Origin of the sequence: Brevundimonas bullata (assembly GCF_003350205.1) — a bacterium.
GTDB classification, from domain to species: domain Bacteria; phylum Pseudomonadota; class Alphaproteobacteria; order Caulobacterales; family Caulobacteraceae; genus Brevundimonas; species Brevundimonas bullata.
This window is the reverse complement of sequence record NZ_QLLC01000031.1, coordinates 1-21,415: the sequence shown is the minus strand read 5'-3', so window position 1 is coordinate 21,415 and position 21,415 is coordinate 1. Positions and strand designations below refer to the sequence as shown.

The window sequence follows — 21,415 nt, the reverse complement described above, 5'->3', positions numbered from 1 at the left end:
AAATGCGGTGGACCAGACATCAGGGGCCGGCCGGCGACCTCAAGCTCACATGCATTCGACCACGGATCACTGAACCGCTTGCGATTTGGATCTCCGCACTTGCCCGCGAGAGTTCATCTACAATCGGCGGCGCAACCGAGATTGTGGGGTCGGCGGGCTCCGGAACAGAGAGGCGCTGGTCTTGAGCCAAGGGACGTAATGCGTCGGCCCGGGCGCGCCGGGCCGGCCTCGTCCTCGCTGCCCTCGAGGGCCGAAGGCTCGTCTTCGCGAGCGGGCCCGCGCGAAAAGTCAGCCTGTTGGTCGCGCGCGCCGTGTTGCGCCTTATACGGCCGGGCGGAGGCCGTTGCCGCTCACATGCAGTTTTTGGCGCCTTCGGGGCCCCGCAAGCGTCTGCGGGCTAGCTCTCGACGCCACGTTCGCCGCAGCGGACGCTTCGCCTCCGGCTTCCGCCGGCTCCTCAATCCCGTCGCCCATGACCATTCCGCGGGGATCAGCGCTTGCGTGACCGGCCTCGTACGGTCGCGATACGTCAGCGAAGGCATGGTTGCGAGACCCCGGGCGCCTCAGGCGAACGGATTCGCTTGGCCGCGCCGGCCGAGCAGGGGGCTGTGTCCTGCCCGGGCGGGTGCGGGCCTTCTACCAGAGGTTCCGCTGCGATATGGGCGGGCTTAGCCGGCGCTCCACGCCTGGGCGACGTCAGGTCAGGGCGCGACAACTGCGCCCGTCGCCAAACCGGCCCGCGCCCGCCATGGTGGGATTTGGACTCCCAAGGAGCGCTCACTTTGGTTCAAACTCGCCCGCGCTTGTCCCGCCGGACCCTCGTGTTCGGCCTGCCCCTGGTCGCCGTGCCCGGCCCGGCCCTCGCCGCGCCCCCGAAACGGATGATCGCCTACAAGACGCCATGGTGCGGCTGCTGCGGCGGCTGGATCGCCCACATGCGCCAGGCGGGCTGGGTCGTCGAGGTCGTCGAGCGCGAGGATCTCGCCCCGATCCGGGCCCGGCATGGCATTCCGGACCGCCTCGCCTCGTGCCACACAGCGGTGGTCGGCGCCTACGCCATCGAGGGCCATGTTCCGTCGAGCGATGTCGAGCGGCTGCTCGGCGAACGCCCCGCCGCCCGCGCACTAAGCGCGCCCGGCATGCCGGCGGGCTCGCCGGGCATGGAGGCCGCCGGGCGCGAACCCTATGCGACCGTCCTGATCCTCAACGACGGTTCGACCCGCGTGTTCGGTCGCCACAACGGGGCCTGAGAAGGCGCACCGCCGGCAGTCACGACGGTTGACGACGCGGCGTCCAGCGCAGCAGGCGCATGGCATTGGCGGTGACCAGGACCGTGGCTCCGGTGTCAGCGAGGATGGCGGGCCACAGGCCCGTCACCCCGATCACGGTGGTGACCAGGAACACCGCCTTCAAGCCCAAGGCGATGGTGATGTTTTCCCCGATATTGCCCATCACTCCGCGGGACAAGGCGATCATGTCGGGAATGTCCCTGACCCGGCCGTGCAGGACGGCGGCGTCCGCCGTCTCCAGGGCCACGTCGGTGCCGCCGCCCATGGCGATGCCGACATCCGCCTGGGCCAGGGCCGGGGCGTCGTTGATGCCGTCCCCGACCTTGGCGACCACCAGCCCCTCGGCCTGCAGCGCCTTGACGATGACTAGCTTGTCCTGCGGCAGCAGTTCGGCCCGGGGCTCGATGCCCAGGCCGGCGGCGACCGCCTCCGCCGTGCGGCGGTTGTCGCCCGTCAGCATGATGGTCCGGATGCCCCGCGCCTTCAGGTCGGCCAGACCCTGGACTGCGTCGGGCCGCGCCTCGTCGCGCATGGCGAGGAACCCGGCGACGCCATCCCCGACGACAAGGACGGAAACCGTCTTGCCCTCGGCGTTCAGGGCGGCGATGGCCGCGTCCTGGGCCGGCGTGATCGGGGCGCGTCGGGCCGCGGCCTGCGGCGAGCCGAGGAATATGCGTTCGCCGCCGACCTCGCCTTCCACGCCCTCCCCCGGAATGGCCTGGGTGGCCGAGGCCGGCGGCGCCGTGATCTTGTCCGCCTCAGCTCGGGCGAGGATGGCGAGGGCGAGCGGATGGCTCGATCCCGTTTCCAGCGCGGCCGCTAGGGTCAGCAGGGCGGAGGCATCCCGCGTTCCGGCGACGACGTCGGTGACGACGGGCTTGCCGGCGGTCAGGGTCCCCGTCTTGTCGAAGGCGATCGCCGTGATCTTGCCCAGCGTCTCCAGCACGGCCCCGCCCTTCATGAGCAGGCCGCGCCGGGCCCCCGCCGACAGGCCGGCGGCGATGGCGGCCGGCGTGGAGATGACGAGGGCGCAGGGGCAGCCGATCAGCAGCACGGCGAGGCCCTTGTAGACCCATTCGCTCCACGTCCCGCCGAACAGCAGCGGCGGCGTGACCGCGACGAGGGCGGCGAACACGAGCACGCCCGGCGTGTAGATTTTCGAGAAGCGGTCGATGAACCGTTCGGTCGGCGATTTCGATTCCTGCGCCTCCTCGACGAGACGCACCACCCGGGCGATGGTGTTGTCCGAGGCTGAGGCCGTCACGCGCACTCGCAGGACGCTGCCGCCGTTGATCGTGCCGGCGAACACAGGATCGCCCTCGACCTTGCGCTTGGGCACGCTCTCGCCCGTCACCGGGGCCTCGTCGAGGTCTCCCGCGCCCTCGATGATCTCGCCGTCCGCCGGAACGCGGTCTCCGGGCCGGACGAGGATGATCGCGCCCACCGCCACGGTCTCGGCGGCGACCTCCGTGGTCACGCCGTCCACCTCGACGAAGGCGGTCTTGGGCACGAGGGCGGCGAGCCCCTGGATGCTCTTGCGCGCGCGACCAGCCGCCACCCCTTCGAGCATCTCGCCGACGAGGAACAGCAAAACGACGGCGGCGGCCTCTTCCGCGGCCCCGATGAAGACGGCGCCGACGGCGGCGATGGTCATCAGCATTTCGATGGAGAAGGGCGTGCCGTGGCGCGCCGCCGAAAAAGCGCGCGACGCGATCGGAATGAGCCCCACGGCCAGGGCGGCGAGGAAGGCGTATCGTTCCAGGGAGGGGAACAGCGTGCCCAGTCCATAGGCGGACAACAGCGCCAGGCCGCAGAGCGCGGTGAGGCGGGCCTTGCCGGTCCACCACCACGGGGCGCCCCCGGCCCGGGCGGCCGCCGGAGGTGGGCCCGCCGCCGCAGCGACGGCTCCGGACGTCGGCGCGGCCGCTTCTCCGCTGTAGCCGAGGTTGCGCAGTTGCTGCAGGACCGCCTCGTCGGCGAGGTCTCCGCCATGCCGGATCTTGAGCACGCCGGTCTGCACCGCCACCGAGACGTCCTCGACGCCCGGCAGCCTGCGGATCGCCGTGTCGATCTTGCGGCCGCAGCTGGCGCAATCCATCCCGGTGACCCGGTATCGGCTTTCGAGAGTTTGCGCCGTCATGTCTGTTCCTTGTGATCTCTATAGGGCAAGGCTACCTCCTCCAGCGACTGTAGATGGAAGCTAAAAAATGAGCGCGCCGTTCGGTTGGAGTGGAGGGCGCCGTCCGACGAACCCCGGAGGCGAGCCCAGCCCCTTGATGACCTCGCCTTGTCCGCATGACCGGGAGACCGCGCCGCCGACGGCCGCACAGGTGGAACGCGCCCTGGACGCAGCCGCCGCCAGCGTCGCCGCCGCCGGGGACAAGCTGACGCGCCCCCGGCGCAGGGTGCTGGAGCTCCTGCTCGTCGCGGGCGCTCCGGCCAAGGCCTATGATCTCGTGGCGACGTATCACCGGGAGGCCCGCGTCGCGACGCCGGCGACCGTCTATCGGGCGCTGCAGTTCCTCGAGACCCGCGGTCTGGTTCATCGTCTTTCCAGCCTTAAGGCCTATGTGGCCTGCGATCCCGAACGCCTCGGTTCGCCTGCGGTTTTTCTTCTGTGCGACTGTTGCGGCTTCTGTCGCCAGATTCCTTCGTCCGGCATGGCGTCGCTGGGCGCGGCCGCGACAGCGGCGGGCTACGAGATCGAACGGATCACGCTCGAAGGCCAGGGTCTGTGTCCGGCCTGCCGCCCGCAGCGCCCCGGCGCGGCCCGGGATCCGGCCCCCCAGACAGAGCCGGGGGCGGCCGCGGGGGTCCGGGCCCACAAGCACTGAGCCGCGCCCCTGATCAAGCCCGGGGCGGGTCGATGGCGGCCTGGCCCGGGCGCCCGGCCGCGGCGACGCCGGGGCCCGCGGCCCATTCCATGGCCTGTTTGGTGGCGGCGGCCGACATTCGGGTCGCCCCCCCCGTCGGGACGGACTAAGCCAGGTCTGGACCGGTCGGTCGAAGCCGTAGCGAAACACGGCGGCGGCCACGAACGCCCCGACCAAGCCGATCGCCCACAGGACCCAGCGAACGCCGGACGACCACGCCTCCTGTCCAAGGGCGTCGAGCAGGCCGAACCAGACGATGCGGCTCACCTCATTCGTGAGGAACATCGAGAACGACATTAGGGCCAGATGCTCGATCAGCCGTGAAGGACTGCGCACCGGCACGGCGCCGGCGGCCCAGATGATCACGGTCATCAGGCCGAGCGACACCAGGCTGAAGGCGCCGAAGGCCTGCAGCCCCACGAGCGCGAAGGCGGCGGCGAGGCCGATCGCCCTGGCCCGGTGCGGCGCGACACAGACCCGCGAACCGTAGAAGGCCGCCGCGACTCCGAGCAGGAAGAGCGGCAGGGCGCGCAGGATGCCGTAGCGCATCGGCAGGCGGTAGATCGGATCGCCGAGCCACAGCGAGGCGGCGATATCGGCGGCGACGACGAGGAGCGTCGCGCCGATCACCACTGCGACCGGCGGCCAGCGCCACAGGGCGCGGCAGATCCAGGGCAGCAGGAGATAGCAGCCGATCAGGGCCGAGAGGGTCCAGGTCGGGGCGTTCCACCCCTGCCCGCCCGGCACGCCATAGGCCTGGACCAGTAGCACCTGCGCGGGCAGTTGCGACCAGTCGAACCAGCGCGGATTGCTGGGCGCGATCCCGGCCAGGGCGGCGCCGCCGACGAGCAGCACCAGGACGAGGCTGACCGCCAGGTGGGCCGGAATGACCCGCAGCAGGCGCTGGCGCGCATAGGCGCGCAGCGAGGCCTGTCCGGACGCGAGGCGATCACCGTAGATGCGGGCCAGGACATAGCCGGAGTCGATGATGAAGAAGTCGGTGAGCAGATAGCCGCGCTCGAAGACTGGATGCAGTTGTCCGAGAGGCACAGGCGCGGCCTCGCGGAAATGGTAGAGGATGATCAGCGCCCCTACGATAAAACGCAGCGCGTCCAGCCAGCCGCCGCGCGCGATCCGGACGGGGCGAGGCGATGGCTCGGTCAGCGCGGCTTCGGGCATTCAGTCAGCCTTCCGTGGCGCAGACTTGGCGGCGGCGCTGCGGTGCTCATGTGGACGCAGGACGATCTGGTCTCGCGAAGCGTAGAGGACGGCCGTTCCCAAAACCCAAACGACGACCAAGCCTCCGACGACCATCAGTCCGGGCCTATCGCGGGGTCCAAACACAAACGAGCAGCCGATCACGCCGCCCAGAATGGCCCCGTAACCAAAATGCAGCGGCACCTTGTGTGCGCCCAGCAGCAGAAGGGCCATGCAGAAGACCAGGCCTCCTGCGAACAGGCTGACCCCGATGGCGACGAGCGTATCGAGCACGGGCCGTGGCTTCAGCGGGCGCGCCTGGAGCCGCCGCCTACCTCGTTGGCGATAGCGGCCTTCCCGCCAACGAATGCTCCGGCCGCGCACGGTGAAGCGTTTGCCGGCCATGCGTCAGGGCCTTGCGTTGGGCGCGGGCGTGTCCTCATGGCGCGCAAGAAGGATTCTCATCCGGACAATTTCGGATTCCTGGGCCGCAATGATCTCATCGGCCAGATTACGCACGTCGCGGGCTTCGCCATGCTCGACGGCGACCTTGGCCATTGCGAGCGCACCCTCGTGGTGGGCGATCATTCCGCGCAGGAAGTCGATGTCGGCGTCGCCCGTGTAGTTGATGCTCATGGCCTGGTGCATCTTCGCGCTGGCCTCGCGATAGGCGCGAGTCGATGGGCTGTCCGTGGTCTCGCCAGCGTGGCTTGCCTCGGTGTCGCTCGGGCGAGAGTCAGCCGCCGACGGCGCCGCAGGGACCTCGCGGGTTTGCCGCGAGATCATCCCGAAGGCGAAGGCCGACAGGGCGAGAAAGACGGCGATGACGGAAATCCATCCGAAACGCTTCATGACGATGTCCTCGAGAGAGCCGGCGGGGCCACGGGGGCGGCCGGGATTGCACTGGGAAGGATGGGCGCCGTTCGGTCGCGGTAGCCGAGCAGGCGCAGAGCGTTGAACACCACCAGCAGGGTCGACCCCTCGTGGAGCGCCACGGCAGGGCCGATGCCAAGGCCGAGGATCGTCGCCGGCACAAGGAAGGCGACGATTCCGAGACTGACGTAGAGATTCTGGAGAATGATGCGCCGCGTCTGTCGGCTGAGACCGACGGTGAAGGGCAGCTGCGACAGGTCGTCGGACATCAAGGCGACGTCGGCGGTCTCAAGCGCAACATCGGAGCCAGCCGCGCCCATCGCGATACCGACGGTCGCCGTGGCCATGGCCGGGGCGTCGTTCACCCCGTCGCCGACCATGGCAATCTTGCCGTCAGCGCGAAGGCGTTTGATGGCGTCGACCTTGTCCTCGGGCATGAGGTCGCCCCAAGCCTCTGTCAGGCCGACCTGTCCGGCGATCGCCTGTGCGGCCTTCTGGTGATCGCCCGAGATCATGATCATTCGCCCGATGCCGAGGGCGCGAAGAGCGGTCAGCGTCGGCCGCGCTGCTGGGCGAGGCGTATCAAGAAGCCCAATGACACCGAGATCGCGCGTGCCGCGTCGCACCACCATCAGGGTTCGCCCCTGCAGTCGCAACTGAGCGACGACAGAGGTTGTTTCGTCGCCGAGCGGCGCTACGCCGTCGACGCCGAACATCTCCGGCTTCCCTATCCAGATCGTCTCGCCGTGCAGCTGGGCGGTCACGCCCTTGCCCGTCAGGCTCTTGAGGTCGATCGCGGCCGGGATGATCGTATCGCGCAAGCGTGCGCCACCGTCGCGCGCGATGGCCTCCGCCAACGGGTGGTCGCTGAGCCGTTCGACCGCCACAGCGACCGCCAGAAGATCGCCCTCCTTCGTCCCGCGCACCGTCATGACGTCGGTGATCCGCGGCCGTCCCTCGGTCAGGGTGCCGGTCTTGTCGAAGGCGATGGCGTTGAGCGAGCCGAGGTTCTCCAACGGCGCGCCGCCCTTGATCAGGACACCGGCGCGCGCCGCACGGGCGACGCCCGAGAGGACGGCGCTCGGGGTGGCGATGGCGAGCGCGCAAGGACTCGCGGCGACCAGCACGGCCATGGCGCGATAGAAGCTGTCGCGGAACGGCTCATCGACGACGACCCAGGCGAACAGCAGGACAAAGGCGAGCGCCAGCACCACAGGCACGAAGATGCGTTCGAACCTGTCCGTGAAGCGCTGGGTCGGCGACTTCTGCGTCTCGGCCTCACTCACCATCCGAACCACCTTGGCCAGGGTGGTGTCGCTCGATGTGCGGGTCGTCTCAATCTCGATGGCGCCTGAGCCATTGATGGTGCCCGCGAAGACGAGAGACGGCGATCCGACCTGGGCCGGTCTCGCCCGCGCCGCCTCGGGGTCCGCGACGGGCTGCTTGTCGACAGGCATGCTTTCGCCGGTCACGGGGGCTTGGTTGATGCTTGTGGTGCCGACCACGACAAAGCCATCAGCGGGCAGTCGTTCGTTTGGACGCACCACCACGGTGTCGCCGACGACCAAATCTTCGACAGGCAATTCGACGACCTGCCCGTCGCGTCGCACATGGGCTGTCCGGGGGGCAAGCTCGGCCAGGGCCTCGATCGCGCGTTTGGCGCGGCCCATGGCGTAGTGTTCGAGCGCGTGGCCGATGCTGAACAGAAACAGCAGGAGAGCGCCTTCGGCCCAGGCCCCGAGCGCCGCCGCACCTGCGGCTGCGACGAGCATCAAGGTATCGATCTCGAAGCGCTTCTGGCGGAGGTTCTCGAACGCTTCTCGCACCGTAAAAAAGCCGCCGAAGATGTAGGCGATCAGGAAGAGGGCGAGGGGAATCCAAGCGGGAAGGCCCGTTGCGAGTTTCTCGAGGGCGAATCCAAGGCCCAGAGCAAGGCCACTTGTCAGGGCGAAGATCAGCTCCGTATTGGAGCCTAGAACGCCACCGTGATCGTGCTCCTCGGACTTGGTGTGGAGATGGTCCGGCAGTGTTGTGCTGGTCATAAATAGGGTCCCGTTGCGGGTTGGGAATCGCGGCTGCTTGCGGCGACCGCCGCGATCGAGGGGGCGGGATAGCGACACGGGCGAAGGCGCGCCGGGCCAGCGGGTTCCAGCGCGATCCGCTCGCAGGTGGTCATCCCGGTTCTCCCGACCTCAGGGCACGGGCACGACGGCATTAAAGCCCCCGAGCCGCTGGAGCTGCTCAATCGCTTCGAAAAGCGGAAGCGCTAGGAGAAAGACGAAGCCGTCGCGCACCGTGCGGACGAAGAATACCGGCCGGATCATGATTTCCGCCTCGTCGCGCCATAGGGAGAGCTTGGGCAGGAACCGAGGGGTGCGCTCACGGTAAGCTTGGTAGTCGTGTCCAAAGGCGTCGGAGAGGAAGCGTTCTTCGCGGCCGACCACGATGCGAAACACCACCCAGCAGGCTAATCCGAAGACCAAACCGACGCTAAGGCTGCCGGACTGGGCGCCGATGCCAAACGCGCCGATGAAGCTGAAGACGTACAGCGGATTGCGGCTGACCGAATACGGTCCTGCGGATATGATCTCCTGTTTCTTCCGGCCACCGATGTAAAGGGAACACCAGGCCCGACCGATGATGCAAACCATGATGGCGATCAGGCCCAGATGCTCGACAGGATGTTCGAGCAAGGGCCAGGATGTGACGAGCGCCGCGCAGACGACAAGAAGCAGGCCCCCGACGAGAATGCCCGCCTTGCGCCATCGTTGAACGGATTGGATATCGACCGCTGATCGACAGGCGTCATCAGGGGGCGAGGAGCCGGACAAAGCGGGGCTTGCGGGCTTGGAGACGCTGTCGGAGGGCTCGAGCGGCATCATTGCCCCTCCCCCTCAGCCGGACGATCCTTAGCCGCATCGCGCAGGATATCCACGCCGCCCTTCAACGCGATGGCGGCCACGAGGACGCCGACGACGAGGTCCGGCCACGCCTGGCCGAGCCAGAGCACCAGGGCCCCGGCGACGAGGATTCCCCCGTTGGAGGCGAAGTCGTTAAAGCTGAACGTCTCGGCAGCCTTCATGTTGACGTCGCCGCTGTGCTGACGGCGGATCAACTGCAGGCAGATCAGGTTGATGATCGCTGCGACGACCGAGAGTCCCATCATGGTCGGGCCGATCGGTTCGGTCCCGATGAGGAATCGACGACCCGCGTCCAGAAGGACGCCAGCGCCGAAGATAAGGAGCATGACGCCCGAGAGGCGCGCCGCCCCCCGCTTCCACGAACCAGGCCGACCGATCGCGAGAAAGCTGATCAGATAGACAGCAGCGTCCGAGGCGTTGTCCACTGCATTGGCCAGCAGAGCGCTGGAATCGGCGGACAAGCCGCCGATCCCGAGCGCTAATGCCAGGCCCGCGTTGAGCGCGAGAACCGTCAGCAACGTGCGTCGCTGCTGACGGTCATCCTGAGTGCGAGCAATCAATCCTCAACCCCCTCGTCCTTGCGATGACGCACCGCCTTGGCCGCGAAGGTCGGCAGGACCAGCAGGGTCAGGGCCGTCGCGGTCAGAAGGCCGCCGATGACGACCGTCGCCAGAGGCTTCTGAACCTCGGCCCCCGCGCCGTGGGCGAGCGCCATCGGGATGAAGCCGACAATGGCGACCAAGGCTGTCGTCAACACCGCACGCAATCGGCTGGACGCCCCTTCGATCGCCGCGTCCCGGGGCGCGAGCCCCGCCTGCAATCGCTCGCGAATGGCCTGCATCAAAACAAGTCCGTTCAGGGTCGCCACACCCGAGACGGCGATGAAGCCAACGGCCGCAGACACCGAGAACGGCATCCCTCGCATGAGAAGCGCCAAGGCGCCGCCGATCAAGGCCAAGGGCACGCAGGCGAAGACCAGCCCAGCCTCGGAGAACGACCCCAGAGCCATAAACAGCAGCACACCGATCAGGACGAAGACGATCGGAATAACCAGGCCCAGCCGTTGTTCGGCCCGTTTGAGGTTCTCGAACTGACCGCCCCAGGTCAGGCGGACGCCCGGCGGGAGCTGGATTTGGTCCACCTTGGTTTGTGCGTCGGTGACGAAGCCGCCCAGATCCCGGCCGCGAACGTTGGCCTGGACCACCATCCGTCGGCTACCGTCGTTGCGGCTGATCTGGTTCGGCCCCTCGGCGCTTTGGATACGGGCTACCGAAGACAGCGGCACGGTTACGCCTGTCGAAGAGACGATCGGCAGGGCCGCGAGCGCCGCCGGATCGTTGCGCGCATCGTCCGGAAGACGGACGACGACGTCGAAGCGACGGTCGCCCTCGAAAATCCGGCCGGCCTCCGCGCCGCCGATGGCGGCCGAGACCGCTTCAGAAACGTCGGCTGCGGACAGGCCGTAGCTGGCCGCCGCGAACCGATCGACGCTGACCGTGAGCGTCGGCAAGCCCGACGCTTGTTCGACGCGAACGTCGGCGGAGCCGGTGGTCTGCCGCAGTACGCCGGCCACCTCATCAGCGACCCGCTGCATGGTGTCGAAGTCATCGCCGTAGACCATGACCGCGAGGTCGGTCCGGACCCCGGAAATGAGTTCGTTGAAGCGGAGCTCGATGGGTTGGCTGAACTCGAAATTATTCCCGATCTGTTGGTTGGCGAGCTCTTCGAACCGCTCGAGCAAGGCTTCCTTCTCGAGACCTGAATCCGGCCAGTCCATGCGGTCCTTCAGAACGATGACGCTGTCCGAAATGTTGGGCGGCATCGGGTCGACGGCCGCCTCGGCGGTGCCGGTCCTGGAGAACATGGTCTCGACTTCCGGCTGGGCGGTGATGACCCGTTCCAACGCCATCTGCATGGCGAGCGACTGTTCCAGCGACGCCGAGGGAACACGCAGCGCCTGCATGGCGATGTCGCCTTCGTCCAGGGTAGGGATGAACTCCCGCCCGAGGGACGAAAAGGCCAGACCACCGACGACGACCGCGCCGAGCGCCGAGATCAGGACGATCTTCGGACGATCGACGGCGGCGCGGATGGCCGGCTGGATCCAACGCCGCGCGTGGCGGAGCAGGAAGGTTTCGTGTTCGTGGGCGTGGCCGTGTTCGTCGGTCTCGACCTTCTTGGGATCCCGCACCAGCAGGGCCGTCATGGCCGGAACGAAGGTGAAGGAGAAGATGAAGGCCCCGACCAAGGCCAGCATCACCGTCGCCCCCATGGGGACGAAGGTCTTGCCCTCCACCCCCTCAAGCATCAGCAGGGGCGTGAAGACCAGCAGGATAATCAGCTGACCGAAGGCGGCCGGCTTGACCATCTTGCGAGCTGCGGCCACGGCGACATCGAGGCGTTCCCGACGGGTCAGGGCCCGTCCCAGATCGATCCGCCGCTGCGATAGCATCAGCAGGGTGCTTTCGACGACGATGACCGCCCCATCGACCAGAAGGCCGAAGTCCAGCGCGCCCAAGCTCATCAGGTTTCCACTGATGCCAAACCTATTCATGCCGATGACGGCGAACAGGAAGCTGATCGGGATCATCAGGGCCGTGATGCTGGCCGCACGAATGTTTCCGAGCAGCAGGAACAGCACGACGATGACCAGAAGGGCGCCCTCGGTGAGGTTGCGGGCCACGGTCGAGATGGTCGAGTTGACTAGGGCGCTACGGTCAAGGACCGTCACCGCCTCGATCCCTGCGGGCAGAGTCTTGCGAACCTCATCGAGTCGCTCCCCGGCCGCCTGGGCCACGGTGCGGCTGTTGCCGCCCGCGATCATCAGCGCCGTTCCGAGCACGGCCTCGTGGCCGTCACGGCTGGCGCCGCCCAGGCGCGGAGCCTGGCCGATCTCGACCGTGGCGACATCGGCGACCCGCACGATCAGGCCGTTCCGGTTGACGACCGGCGCCTGAGCCAGATCTTCCACGGTGGAGGCCAAGGCGTCGGTGCGGACCGTCAGAGCTTCGCCAGCGCGCTGGATATAGCCTGCGCCGGCCTGAGTGTTGGCGCGATCGAGGGCCTGGATAAGGTCGCCCATGCCCAGGCCGTAGGCGGAAAGGCGCGCCGCGTCCGGACGGACCGCATACTCCTTCACATAGCCGCCGACGGTGTCGACGCCGGCGAGACCGGGGGCGGTCCGCATTTGCGGCGCGACGATCCAGTCCTGCACGGTGCGCAGATAGGTGGCGCGCTGCTGCGGGGTCGAAAGCAGATCGCCTTCGGGCGTCAGATAGGCTCCGCCCGCCTGCCAGCCCGGCTCGCCAGGCTTGGCGAGGTTCTGACTGTTGAATGGCTTGTAGTCGATCGTCCACATCAGCACTTCACCGAGGCCCGTGGTGATCGGGGCCATGGTCGGCTCCACCCCGTCAGGCATGGCCTCCCGGGCGCCCGCGAGCCGTTCGGCGACCTGCTGGCGCGCGAAATAGATGTCGGTCTGGTCGGTAAAGATGACCGTGACCTGGCTGAAGCCGTTTCGGCTGAGGGATCGGGTCGTGGTCAGGCCGGGAATGCCGGCCATGGCGGTTTCAATCGGGTAGGTGACCTGTCGTTCGATCTGTTCAGGCGCGAGCGCCGGAGCGACCGTGGTCACCTGGACCTGGCGATTGGTGATATCCGGCACGGCGTCGATGGGAAGCCGTGTCAGCTCGAGGAGTCCGTAGGCCGCGACAAGCGCCGTGGCGAGAACCACGAACCATCGGAATTTGACCGAGAGTTCGATGATGAATTTGAACATGCGGTGCGCCCCTAGTGACCGTGCTCGGCCTCGCCCTTGGCGAGCTCGGCTTTGAGGAGGAAGGCGTTCGTGCCGGCGACCCGTTCAGCCCCGGTGAGGCCACGCAGGATTTCAGTCCGCCCCCCGGCCTGACGACCGGCGAGCACCGGACGGGCCTGGAAGCCGTTCGGGACCTGAACGAAGACGACGGTGTTGCCGTCGACGGTCTGGACGGACTCGGTCGGCACGGTGAGACCGCCGGTCGTCTCGCCCGTCACGATCGCCCCCGTGACGGCGGAACCGGCCGGCGGGAGGACAGAGCCCGTCGGCCGGGCCCGAATGACCGTGGCGCCGCTTTCGCCGCCCGCGCCTGCGGCAACGCCGGTGACGATGGCGTCGAAGTCGCCGCTGGGGCTGCTGACCCGCAGAGGCGCCCCGGCCCTTACATTGGCGGCCAAAGCAGGCGGCGCGTTGAAGACGAGCTCAACCCTGGCCGGGTTGGTGACCTCGGCGACAACGCCGCCAGGGGCGACGAAGCCGCCCGGTCCGACCTGGACGCTGGTCACGACTCCGGTGATGGGGCTGGTGACGCTGAGGCGGCCCGAAGCGTTGGGCGAGCCCGCCGCGCTGGACCGCGCGCGAGCCGCGCGGGCGCCGGCTTCGGCGCTGAGCAGTTGCGCGCGGGACGCCTCGACCTCCTGTCGGGCGACAACGCCCTGGTCCGCCAGATTGCGGTTGCGTTGATAAGCCTGGCGCGCCACTTCAGTTTCGGCGGCCGCCGCGTCTGCGTCCGCGCGGAACGTCGCCGCTTCACCGCTGACGACGCTCGCCAGGGGCTGACCGATCCGGACCGACTGGCCCGGAGCTACGAGAACCCGCTCGACCCGCCCGCCGACGGACGCCGCCACAGCGGCGCGCGCGTCGACCATGGGCTCGACCCGCCCGGAGAGCCGGGTTTCGGCGCCCCCTCCCCGACCGACGCCGACCACGATCAGGTTGGCGGCCTGGGCCTGGGCCGCGCTCAGAGCGACGAAGCCTTCCGGCGCTTCGGCCTCGCCTTCGTGGCCGGCTTCGCCCTCGGCGTGGGCGCCCTCTTCTTCAGCGTGACCCGCCTCACCCTCGGCGGCGGCTGGAGCGGCGTCCGGCCCGCGCGTGAGCAGGAACAGCCCGCCTCCGCCAAGCAGAACGACGGCGGCGGCGCCGCCGATCAGCAACGTCTTGTTGGATGTGCGCTTGCGCATCATTGGGCTCCTTGGAAGGGGGCGCGGCCGTCCTGGCGCGCAAGTTCAATCTCGGCCTGGACGCGTGCAAGGCGCGCATCGACGGCCGAAGTTCGGGCAGAGATCAGGGCTGCACGGGTGACCCGCAGCTCGAGTTGGGAGATGCGCCCCGCTTCGGATCCGATCCGCGACAGACGGTAGGCCTCCTCGGCAGACGCCACCCCCGCATCGGCGGCGGAGACCCGGCTCACGGAGGCGGCGAGGCGCGCCCGCGCCGCGGCGCGATCGGCCTGGGCCTCCTGGCGGGCGCCCAGGAGCCGCGCATCCGCAGCCCGGAAGTCGGCCTGCGCCGCGTCGATGTTCCCGCGGTTGCGGTCGAACAGGGGCAGCGGCATGCTGACGCCGAACGTCAGCGCCGTCGCGTCCTCCATCTCGTAGCGACGGACACCAACGCTGGCGTTGATGTCCGGGCGCGAGCGGATCCGCTCCACATCGATCCTGCGTTCGGCGGCCGCGCGCTGAGCCTCGGCGACGCGAACGGCCGGCGCCTCCGCCGGGGGAGCGAAGGTCGCGGCAGGTGCGAGGTCCAGCAGGCTGGTGTCGATCGTCGTGACCGGAGCCGCCAGCATGGCGACTGCGGTCAGCCGCGCGAAGGCCGCGTCGCGCTCCGCGACGGCTTCATCGCGAGAGGCACGCGCCGCAGCCGCTTCGCTTTCCCCCTGGATGCCGCGCAGCAGCGGCTCACGGCCTTCCTCGACAAGAACAAGGGCGGCCCTCGCATCGGCGATGGTCAGGGTGAGGCTTTCCTCCGCGAGAGCAGCCCGCCTTTGGGCGGCTTCCGCATCGGCATAGACCTGAGCGAGCCTTCCGGCGGCGTCGATGATGGCGAGATCCCGCTGCAGCGCCGCGGTTCCGGCTTCCGCGCGGGCGACATTGACCCGCGCGGTCCGACGTCCCCACAGCTCGAGGTCCTGGCTGATCGACAAGGTGGTTTCGGCATTGGCGTAGCCCGAGAAGGGCCCCGTGCCGAAAGCGTTCTCGGCGTCGAGAGCGATCGTCGGATTAGGCCTCGCACGGGCCTGGCGGACACGTGCTTCGGCGGCGTCCGACAGGGCGCCGGCTTCAAGGGTGGCCGGGGTTTGACCCAGCTGGGCGAGCAGCTCGGCGAAGGACGGCGCGGGGTCAGCCCAAGCGGGACTGGCCAGCACGGCCGCGAATGCGGCCAACGCGCAGCCGACCGCGAAACGCGGCGGCCTGCGATATGAGGGAGGCATGATTCATCTTCCAGAAATTTGACACGAGTTCGCGCGCACGGCGGCGCAGACGTCCGGTCAGACTCTGGGAGGGCGCTTCAGGCCGTCGGGAGAGATCGACGACGGAAAATCACTCGAGGGGAAGGCGTGAACAGGCCGCGCGTGGATCTGCATCGCGATGTGGTCGGCGACATCCGCACGGGCAGTTCCGTTGTGGTGGCAGTGGCCGTGGGTGCAGACTCCGTGCCCAGCGCCAGGGTCGACCTGGTCGCCATCGCCCGCATCTTCAACGACCATGGCGTGAGCCGATGCCGTCTCCGGGACGCAGGTCGCGGCGTCAGCGATCGGGGCGACGAAAAACACGGCGGAGACCAGGGTCACCGCCAGTATCAGTCTTGCCCATGTCGCAATTGGCCACGCCATCGCGTGGTGGATACTTTCATTCGGGCGATCAAGCAATCTGTTACAGTGTTCGGGGGCTGCGACTGTTTCGAGTGACCACCAATCCGCGGTGAGGGAGAGGGAAAGTCGACATGCAAGGCCGAGAGTGGCGCGTCGTCGGCCATCTCGACCTATTCAGCAACGTCGAGCGATCTTTAAGCGAGCGCACGCTGATCGCGTCCGATTCTTTCGCTGCGTCTGCAGGTGGATCGAGATTGCAGAATGCGCAATCTTCACCCGAGTAGCGCTCCCGCTATCAGGTCGGGCCATCGTGAACCGGTCAGCCAGACCGCTCCGCCGGTCGCCGCGACGCCAGGCTCTGGGTAAGGTCGTTGCGCGCGCATAGCCAGAGCGAGCGGACGTTGGCGTCGCCTGCGCAGTGGCTTACCAGCAGTAAGCCGGCCAGGGCGTTGGCGAAGAAGCCCAGAGGGCCCAGTCCGGTGATGCCACGGGACGGCGCCCCGGAGGTGGCTCGCGAGATCGCGTAGCTGAGGAATAACAGCACCAACGCAACGAGGCTGGCGCCTTGGCCATTGGCCGCCCCGGACTGCACGGCGACCGAACGTCCGATCACGGCCAGGCTGATGCCGTAGGTGGCGCGTCGGCCAGGAAGTTGAGCACATTGGCGCCCAGGGGGCGCCGAGCCTTGCAGGGACACGCCGCTGGCTATGGCCATAAAGGCGGCGCAGTTGACGGCGATCACCGCGATCATGATGCGCCGGTAGGCGGGGTGGCGCTGTCGAACCTGGAGGCCACGCCGCAACTGCAGCCGGGCGAGGAAGTGCACAGGACGAGAGGGGGTTCAGTCATCGGATTACCCTTTCGCGAGAAGCATGCATCTCCCAATGGCTAGACGATCATGCCGAGAATGCATGGCTTCCATGAAAGAAACGCCTGTCAGATAAAACCAGCTTGATCCTCTAGTAACTAGAGGGCCCAAAATCAGTTGAAATCCATTGGAGGCTTCATGATCACCATGCACCCGACGCGACGCGTTCCCGGCCGCCTGCAGACGATCGCCTTCGCGCTCGCGGCGCTGATCGCCGTCGTGGATCAGGCCGCCAAGGCCGCGGCGCGCGCTCAGCTGGACGCTCCGATCAACCTCACGCCGTTTCTCGCGCTGCGTCTCGGGTTCAACCCCGGCGTCACCTTCGGCCTGTTCGCCGGCTCAGGCGCCGTCGGCCGCTGGGCGCTGAGCGCCGTGGCCTCCCTGATCATCGGCGCCCTGCTGGCGTGGATCTGGCGCACGCGCAGCGCCGTGACGGCGGCCGCCGCAGGCCTCATCGCCGGTGGAGCGATCGGGAACCTCGTCGACCGGCTACGCTTTGGCGCGGTCACCGATTTTATCGATCTTCATTGGGGGGCGGCGCACTGGCCGACCTTCAACCTCGCCGATGCGGCCATTGTCTGCGGCGTCGCGCTGCTCCTCCTCACCGTCCGGGGCTCGGACAGCCGCGCGGCGTCCTCGACCCTGGGACGGGCGGCGCGATGAGGCTTCCCGCCGAACAGAGGGCGATCGCCGTCCGCTCGGCGCCGGCGATTCTCATCACCGCCTCAGCGGCGGCCTCCGCCTGGCTGCGGCTTTCCCCGCCCCTTCTCGGCGCGGCGCGCGACATGGCGACGGCCGATAGGCTGGCCTATGCCCTGCAGGCGAATCTCCCGGTCTTCCTGTGGCTCGCGGGGTGTTTGAGGGTGGTGGCCAGCATCCGGTTCCGGTCCGACGCCGACCGGCCGGGTCCGCCGATGCGGCGCCCGGCGCCAGGCTCGCCCTACCCGCCGCCGTGCTACAGAACTCGCTTGAACAGACCGTTCTGGCGGTGAGCGCCCACCTGGTGCTCGCCACCGTGCTGCGCGGCGAGGAGATGATCCTGCTGCCGGTGTTGGTCCCTCTTTATCTGGTTGGTCGGGGTTTCTTCGCCCTGGGTTACGCGCAGGGCGCGGCGGCCCCGGCCTTCGGCATGGCGCTCACCGGCGCCTCCACGATTGCCGCCTTCGGCATCGCCGTCGTCCTGATGGGGCTGGGCCGATGATCCCTCCCCGCCCCAGATGCCTTTCACCCGCCGTTACGAGCTGACGCGATGCCCCTCCCCTCTCCCGCCTCGTCCGGGTTGCGCCCCATCGGCAAACTGGCCGCCGCCACGGGCGTCAAGGTTCCGACCATCCGCTTCTATGAAGAAATCGGCTTGCTTCCGCCGCCGCCGCGCACCGCCAGCGACCGGCGCATGTATGACGACGCGGCGGAGCGCCGCCTGTCATTCATCCGGCATGCCCGCCAGCTGGGCTTCGATCTGGATTCGATCCGCTCCTTGCTTGATCTGTCGGATCACCCCGATCGACCCTGCGCCGAGGCCAGCACCCTGGCCGAACGTCATCTCGCCGATGTGAAACAGAAGATCGCCCGGCTCCGCGCCCTCCAGCGCGAACTGTCGCGGATGACGACGGAATGCGCCGGGGGCCGGGTCTCCGCCTGCAAGGTGATCGAGGCGTTGCACGATCCATCCGCGCCGCTTTGACCCTGTGGAAGATCCGGAAGGCGCAAAGACCCCGGAGCCATTAGCCCACCGCGACGTTTGGAGGCGATTGGCGGCTCCCGTCGCGGACCGCCCGTCCTTCTGGAGGATTTCGATGACGCATCGGCCGACCTCGCGACACGGCGACCAGACCCTGGCCCTGCTGACAGACCCTTATCGGCGCCTTTCCCACCTGTTCGAGCAGGCCGGCGCCGACGTCGTCGAGACCCGCCTGGCGCTGAAGGAGACGACCTGTCTGAGAGGCCGCGAGGCGGCGCGGATCTTCTATGACGAGACCCGCATCGTGCGGGCGGGCGCCATGCCGGCGCCGGTCCGCCGCACGCTGCTCGGCGAGGGCGGCGTCCAGGGGCTGGACGGCGAGGCCCACCGCGCCCGCAAGGGCGTGTTCATGTCCCTGATGTCGCCAGCCCGTGTCGCGCGACTGGGCGAACTGTTCGAAGCGGAGTGGCGGCGCGCGGCCGTCGAATGGGCCGGCGAGGACGACATCGTGCTGTATGACGCCTTGCAGCCGGTGCTAACGCGGGCCGTCTGCGCCTGGGCCGGCGTGCCGCTCGAGCCGCACGAAGAGGCGAAACGGGTCCGTCACCTGAGGGCGCTGTTCGACGCGGCGGGATCGCGGGGCCCCCGGCATCTGTGGTCGAGGCACGCGCGTCGCCGCGTCGACGCCTGGCTGGGCTCGATCATTGAAGACATTCGCGCCGGCCGTCTGTCGCCGGATCCGGACACGGCCGCCCACGCCTGGGCCTGGACCCGCGCCGCGGACGGCGAACCGTTGCCGATCCACACGGCGGCGGTCGAACTGGCCAATGTATTGCGGCCGACTGTCGCGACCTCGGTCTACATCGTGTTTGTGGCGCACGCGATGCAGGCTCACCCGGATGCGGCCCGTCTGGCCGACGCCGACGCCGGACGTCGCCGCGCCTTCGTCCAGGAAGTCCGACGCTTCTATCCGTTCTTCCCGGCAGTGATCGGGCGTGTGCGCGCGCCGTTTCGATGGCGCGACCTGGTCTTCCCGGAGGGCCGTCAGGTGGTCCTCGACCTCTATGGCTCCAATCACGATCCCGCACACTGGACTGATCCCGAGGCGTTCCGGCCGGAGCGGTTCAGCGACGGCTCCGGAGATCCGTTCGGTCTCATCCCCCAGGGCGGTGGGGATGCGGCGACCGGTCACCGTTGCCCTGGCGAAGGGATCGTCGTGGAGCTGATGGAGCGCGCCGTCGGCCTGCTCGCCGACCTGAACTACCGGCTGCCGGATCAGGATCTGGAGATCGACTTCCGCCGCCTGCCGGCCCTCCCCGGAAGCGGGTTCCGAATGGAGACGCGCGACGCGGCCCTCAATGAGGGGGGCGCCTGATGCCGCTTCCTCGGGCTGGCCGGGGCCCTTCTCTCCCATCCACTCGCAGCAAAGGCTGACGCCATGAGCCGTTCGACGACCTCCTACGACCTGGTGATCATCGGCGGCGGGCCGGGCGGATACCCGTGTGCGATCCGGGCGAGCCAGCTCGGCCTGTCGGTGGCGGTCATCGACGACCGCGAACTGCTCGGGGGGACCTGCCTGAACATCGGGTGCATTCCGTCCAAGGCGCTGCTCCAGGCCACCGAGCGGCTGGAGATGGCGCGCAATCTCGAAGCGTTCGGCGTCATGGTAGACAATGTGCGGGCCGATCTTGACGGTGTCATGCGGCACAAGGGCAAGGTGGTGACCGAGCTTGGCGAAGGGGTCGCCTACCTCCTGCGCAAGCACAAGGTCGCCCGCTTCCAGGGCCGCGGGCGGCTGCTGGCGCGCGACCGGGTGGAGGTGCGCGCCGCGGACGGCGCTTTCGAGGTGCAGGCCAGCAAGGCGGTGGTCATCGCCAGCGGATCGGAAGCGGCGACCTTGCCCGACCTGCCCATCGACGAGCGGCGGATCGTCACCTCCGCCGGCGCCCTGAGCCTGACGGCGGCGCCGCGCCATCTGGCGGTGATCGGCGGCGGCTACGTCGGACTGGAGCTGGGGTCGGTCTGGCGTCGGCTCGGCAGCGAGGTCACGGTCATCGAGGTGCTCGACCGGATCGCCTCCGGCGTCGACTCGGAGATGTCGGCGGCGCTGCACAAGGTGCTCGAGGCCCAGGGCTTCCAGTTCTGCCTTGGGCATAAGGTGGTCGGATCGCGGATGGAGGGCGACGACGTCGTCCTCGACGTCGAGCCCATGGGCGATGGCGCGCGAGGAACCATCAAGGCCGATGTCGTGCTGGTCTCCATCGGCCGACGGCCCGCAACCGCCAGGCTCGATCTGGAAACGGTCGGCATTGCGCCCGACCGCAGGGGCTTTATTCCGGTGGACGAAGGGTTCCGGACCAGCGCCGACGGGGTCTACGCCATCGGCGACGTCATCGGCGGCGCCATGCTGGCCCACAAGGCGGAGGAGGAAGGGATCGCCCTGGCCGAACGCCTGGCGGGGGGCGCGGGCCATGTGGACTACGGAACGATTCCGGCGGTCGTCTATACCTGGCCGGAACTGGCTTCGGTCGGCCGCACCGAGGACGACCTCAAGGCGGCCGGCGTGGCCTACCGCGTGGGGCGCTTCCCCTTCTCCGCCAACGCCATGGCCAAGGCGCGTCTGGAGAAGAACGGTCTGGTCAAGGTTCTGGCCGACGCCGCGACGGACAAGATCCTCGGCGTGCACATCCTGGGCCCTGAGGCCGGCGGGTTGATCCATGAAGCGGTCGCCGCCATGCAGTTCGGCGCGGCGGCCGAGGATCTGGCGCGCACAAGCCACGCCCATCCGACCCTGCCGGAAGCCCTGCGCGAAGCCTGCCTGGCGGTAGCCGAGCGCACGATCCACCTCTGACGGCCGCGCGTTACGAAGTCTGACCCGACGGCAGCCGCGATCGCGGCCGCCTCTGCGGGCCCGGGCGCGTCCGCGGTTTAGACGCGACAGCGGCGTCGCTTGAATGCTATTGCGAGCCGCTCACAACTAGGTCTCCCATGCGTCCTCTGCTCCGTCTGCTCACCCTGCTGTTCGCCCTAGGTGGTGTGGACAAAGTGCCTGACCCACAAGCGGATTGAAGCGACGAGGAC

18 protein-coding genes and 1 pseudogene are annotated in these 21,415 nt (G+C 68.5%); 8 read left to right on the top strand and 11 right to left on the bottom strand.

What is annotated here, in order from left to right; all coding sequences use genetic code 11:
- The first annotated feature begins 821 nt into the window (after positions 1-821).
- Positions 822-1,250 (top strand): DUF411 domain-containing protein, encoded by a 429-nt coding sequence (locus tag DXK21_RS13275; protein WP_114818251.1) that lies wholly within the window; start codon positions 822-824, stop codon positions 1,248-1,250.
- 19 nt (positions 1,251-1,269) lie between these two features.
- On the opposite strand, the gene DXK21_RS13270 is transcribed toward DXK21_RS13275, so the two are convergent.
- On the bottom strand, positions 1,270-3,429 hold the full coding sequence (locus DXK21_RS13270) for a heavy metal translocating P-type ATPase (protein ID WP_114818250.1): 2,160 nt from the start codon (positions 3,427-3,429) through the stop codon (positions 1,270-1,272).
- Between the two features lie 67 nt (positions 3,430-3,496).
- Here DXK21_RS13270 and DXK21_RS13265 point away from each other — a divergent pair, with 67 nt between their 5' ends.
- Positions 3,497-4,123, top strand: coding sequence for a Fur family transcriptional regulator (locus DXK21_RS13265; RefSeq protein ID WP_312972481.1), 627 nt, complete (start codon positions 3,497-3,499; stop codon positions 4,121-4,123).
- 243 nt (positions 4,124-4,366) lie between these two features.
- On the opposite strand, the pseudogene DXK21_RS13260 reads toward DXK21_RS13265, so the two are convergent.
- From DXK21_RS13260 to DXK21_RS13220, 9 genes and pseudogenes are all read right to left on the bottom strand, one after another.
- Positions 4,367-5,341: pseudogene (locus DXK21_RS13260) on the bottom strand (acyltransferase family protein); the annotation flags it as partial.
- The gene (locus tag DXK21_RS13255; protein WP_112863181.1) at positions 5,342-5,764 is read right to left on the bottom strand and encodes a hypothetical protein; all 423 of its coding nucleotides are present in this window, start codon (positions 5,762-5,764) and stop codon (positions 5,342-5,344) included.
- Between the two features lie 3 nt (positions 5,765-5,767).
- The gene (gene copM / locus DXK21_RS13250) at positions 5,768-6,211 is read right to left on the bottom strand and encodes a CopM family metallochaperone (RefSeq protein WP_114818249.1); all 444 of its coding nucleotides are present in this window, start codon (positions 6,209-6,211) and stop codon (positions 5,768-5,770) included.
- A complete protein-coding gene (locus tag DXK21_RS13245; RefSeq protein WP_088582519.1) occupies positions 6,208-8,274 on the bottom strand; it encodes a heavy metal translocating P-type ATPase in 2,067 nt (688 codons plus the stop codon). The genes copM and DXK21_RS13245 overlap by 4 nt, the downstream gene beginning before the upstream one ends.
- A 150-nt stretch (positions 8,275-8,424) precedes the next feature.
- Positions 8,425-9,114: a methyltransferase family protein gene (locus DXK21_RS13240; RefSeq protein WP_008264189.1), complete on the bottom strand. Its 690-nt coding sequence runs from the start codon at positions 9,112-9,114 to the stop codon at positions 8,425-8,427.
- Positions 9,111-9,713 carry a cation efflux transmembrane domain-containing protein gene (locus tag DXK21_RS13235; RefSeq protein ID WP_040349350.1) on the bottom strand — a complete coding sequence of 201 codons (603 nt, stop codon included), beginning with the start codon at positions 9,711-9,713 and terminating at the stop codon, positions 9,111-9,113. Before DXK21_RS13235 ends, DXK21_RS13240 begins: the two co-directional genes overlap by 4 nt.
- Positions 9,710-12,931, bottom strand: a complete 3,222-nt coding sequence (locus DXK21_RS13230; RefSeq protein ID WP_114818248.1) for an efflux RND transporter permease subunit — start codon at positions 12,929-12,931, stop codon at positions 9,710-9,712. The genes DXK21_RS13235 and DXK21_RS13230 overlap by 4 nt, the downstream gene beginning before the upstream one ends.
- A gap of 11 nt (positions 12,932-12,942) precedes the next feature.
- On the bottom strand, positions 12,943-14,151 hold the full coding sequence (locus DXK21_RS13225; protein ID WP_040349349.1) for an efflux RND transporter periplasmic adaptor subunit: 1,209 nt from the start codon (positions 14,149-14,151) through the stop codon (positions 12,943-12,945).
- A complete protein-coding gene (locus DXK21_RS13220) occupies positions 14,151-15,356 on the bottom strand; it encodes a TolC family protein (protein ID WP_244304272.1) in 1,206 nt (401 codons plus the stop codon). Before DXK21_RS13220 ends, DXK21_RS13225 begins: the two co-directional genes overlap by 1 nt.
- A 189-nt stretch (positions 15,357-15,545) precedes the next feature.
- Here DXK21_RS13220 and DXK21_RS16580 point away from each other — a divergent pair, with 189 nt between their 5' ends.
- Positions 15,546-15,881: a hypothetical protein gene (locus DXK21_RS16580; protein ID WP_162790673.1), complete on the top strand. Its 336-nt coding sequence runs from the start codon at positions 15,546-15,548 to the stop codon at positions 15,879-15,881.
- Positions 15,882-16,104: 223 nt separating this feature from the next.
- On the opposite strand, the gene DXK21_RS13210 is transcribed toward DXK21_RS16580, so the two are convergent.
- Positions 16,105-16,611 carry a hypothetical protein gene (locus DXK21_RS13210; RefSeq protein WP_050771603.1) on the bottom strand — a complete coding sequence of 169 codons (507 nt, stop codon included), beginning with the start codon at positions 16,609-16,611 and terminating at the stop codon, positions 16,105-16,107.
- A gap of 180 nt (positions 16,612-16,791) precedes the next feature.
- Between DXK21_RS13210 and lspA the strand changes: the two genes are divergently transcribed.
- The 5 genes from lspA to lpdA all read left to right on the top strand — a co-directional run bounded on the left by lspA (position 16,792) and on the right by lpdA (position 21,185).
- Complete coding sequence (lspA, locus tag DXK21_RS13205) at positions 16,792-17,316, top strand: signal peptidase II (RefSeq protein ID WP_008258720.1); 525 nt, start codon at positions 16,792-16,794, stop codon at positions 17,314-17,316.
- 178 nt (positions 17,317-17,494) lie between these two features.
- On the top strand, positions 17,495-17,854 hold the full coding sequence (locus DXK21_RS13200) for an MAPEG family protein (RefSeq protein ID WP_083793338.1): 360 nt from the start codon (positions 17,495-17,497) through the stop codon (positions 17,852-17,854).
- A gap of 48 nt (positions 17,855-17,902) precedes the next feature.
- Positions 17,903-18,337: a MerR family transcriptional regulator gene (locus DXK21_RS13195; RefSeq protein ID WP_040349346.1), complete on the top strand. Its 435-nt coding sequence runs from the start codon at positions 17,903-17,905 to the stop codon at positions 18,335-18,337.
- A 112-nt stretch (positions 18,338-18,449) separates the two neighbouring features.
- Complete coding sequence (locus DXK21_RS13190; protein WP_008261169.1) at positions 18,450-19,709, top strand: cytochrome P450; 1,260 nt, start codon at positions 18,450-18,452, stop codon at positions 19,707-19,709.
- A 63-nt stretch (positions 19,710-19,772) separates the two neighbouring features.
- On the top strand, positions 19,773-21,185 hold the full coding sequence (gene lpdA, locus DXK21_RS13185; RefSeq protein WP_008259848.1) for a dihydrolipoyl dehydrogenase: 1,413 nt from the start codon (positions 19,773-19,775) through the stop codon (positions 21,183-21,185).
- Positions 21,186-21,415: the final 230 nt, after the last annotated feature.

Bases quoted from the DNA above. Each gene is read 5' to 3' on its own strand.
- DXK21_RS13270 (WP_114818250.1), bottom strand. From the start codon at position 3,429: ATGACGGCGCAAACTCTCGAAAGCCGATACCGGGTCACCGGGATGGAT.
- DXK21_RS13265 (WP_312972481.1), top strand. From the start codon at position 3,497: ATGAGCGCGCCGTTCGGTTGGAGTGGAGGGCGCCGTCCGACGAACCCC.
- DXK21_RS13255 (WP_112863181.1), bottom strand. From the start codon at position 5,764: ATGGCCGGCAAACGCTTCACCGTGCGCGGCCGGAGCATTCGTTGGCGG.
- copM (WP_114818249.1), bottom strand. From the start codon at position 6,211: ATGAAGCGTTTCGGATGGATTTCCGTCATCGCCGTCTTTCTCGCCCTG.
- DXK21_RS13245 (WP_088582519.1), bottom strand. From the start codon at position 8,274: ATGACCAGCACAACACTGCCGGACCATCTCCACACCAAGTCCGAGGAG.
- DXK21_RS13240 (WP_008264189.1), bottom strand. From the start codon at position 9,114: ATGATGCCGCTCGAGCCCTCCGACAGCGTCTCCAAGCCCGCAAGCCCC.
- DXK21_RS13230 (WP_114818248.1), bottom strand. From the start codon at position 12,931: ATGTTCAAATTCATCATCGAACTCTCGGTCAAATTCCGATGGTTCGTG.
- DXK21_RS13225 (WP_040349349.1), bottom strand. From the start codon at position 14,151: ATGCGCAAGCGCACATCCAACAAGACGTTGCTGATCGGCGGCGCCGCC.
- lspA (WP_008258720.1), top strand. From the start codon at position 16,792: ATGATCACCATGCACCCGACGCGACGCGTTCCCGGCCGCCTGCAGACG.
- DXK21_RS13195 (WP_040349346.1), top strand. From the start codon at position 17,903: ATGCCCCTCCCCTCTCCCGCCTCGTCCGGGTTGCGCCCCATCGGCAAA.
- DXK21_RS13190 (WP_008261169.1), top strand. From the start codon at position 18,450: ATGACGCATCGGCCGACCTCGCGACACGGCGACCAGACCCTGGCCCTG.
- lpdA (WP_008259848.1), top strand. From the start codon at position 19,773: ATGAGCCGTTCGACGACCTCCTACGACCTGGTGATCATCGGCGGCGGG.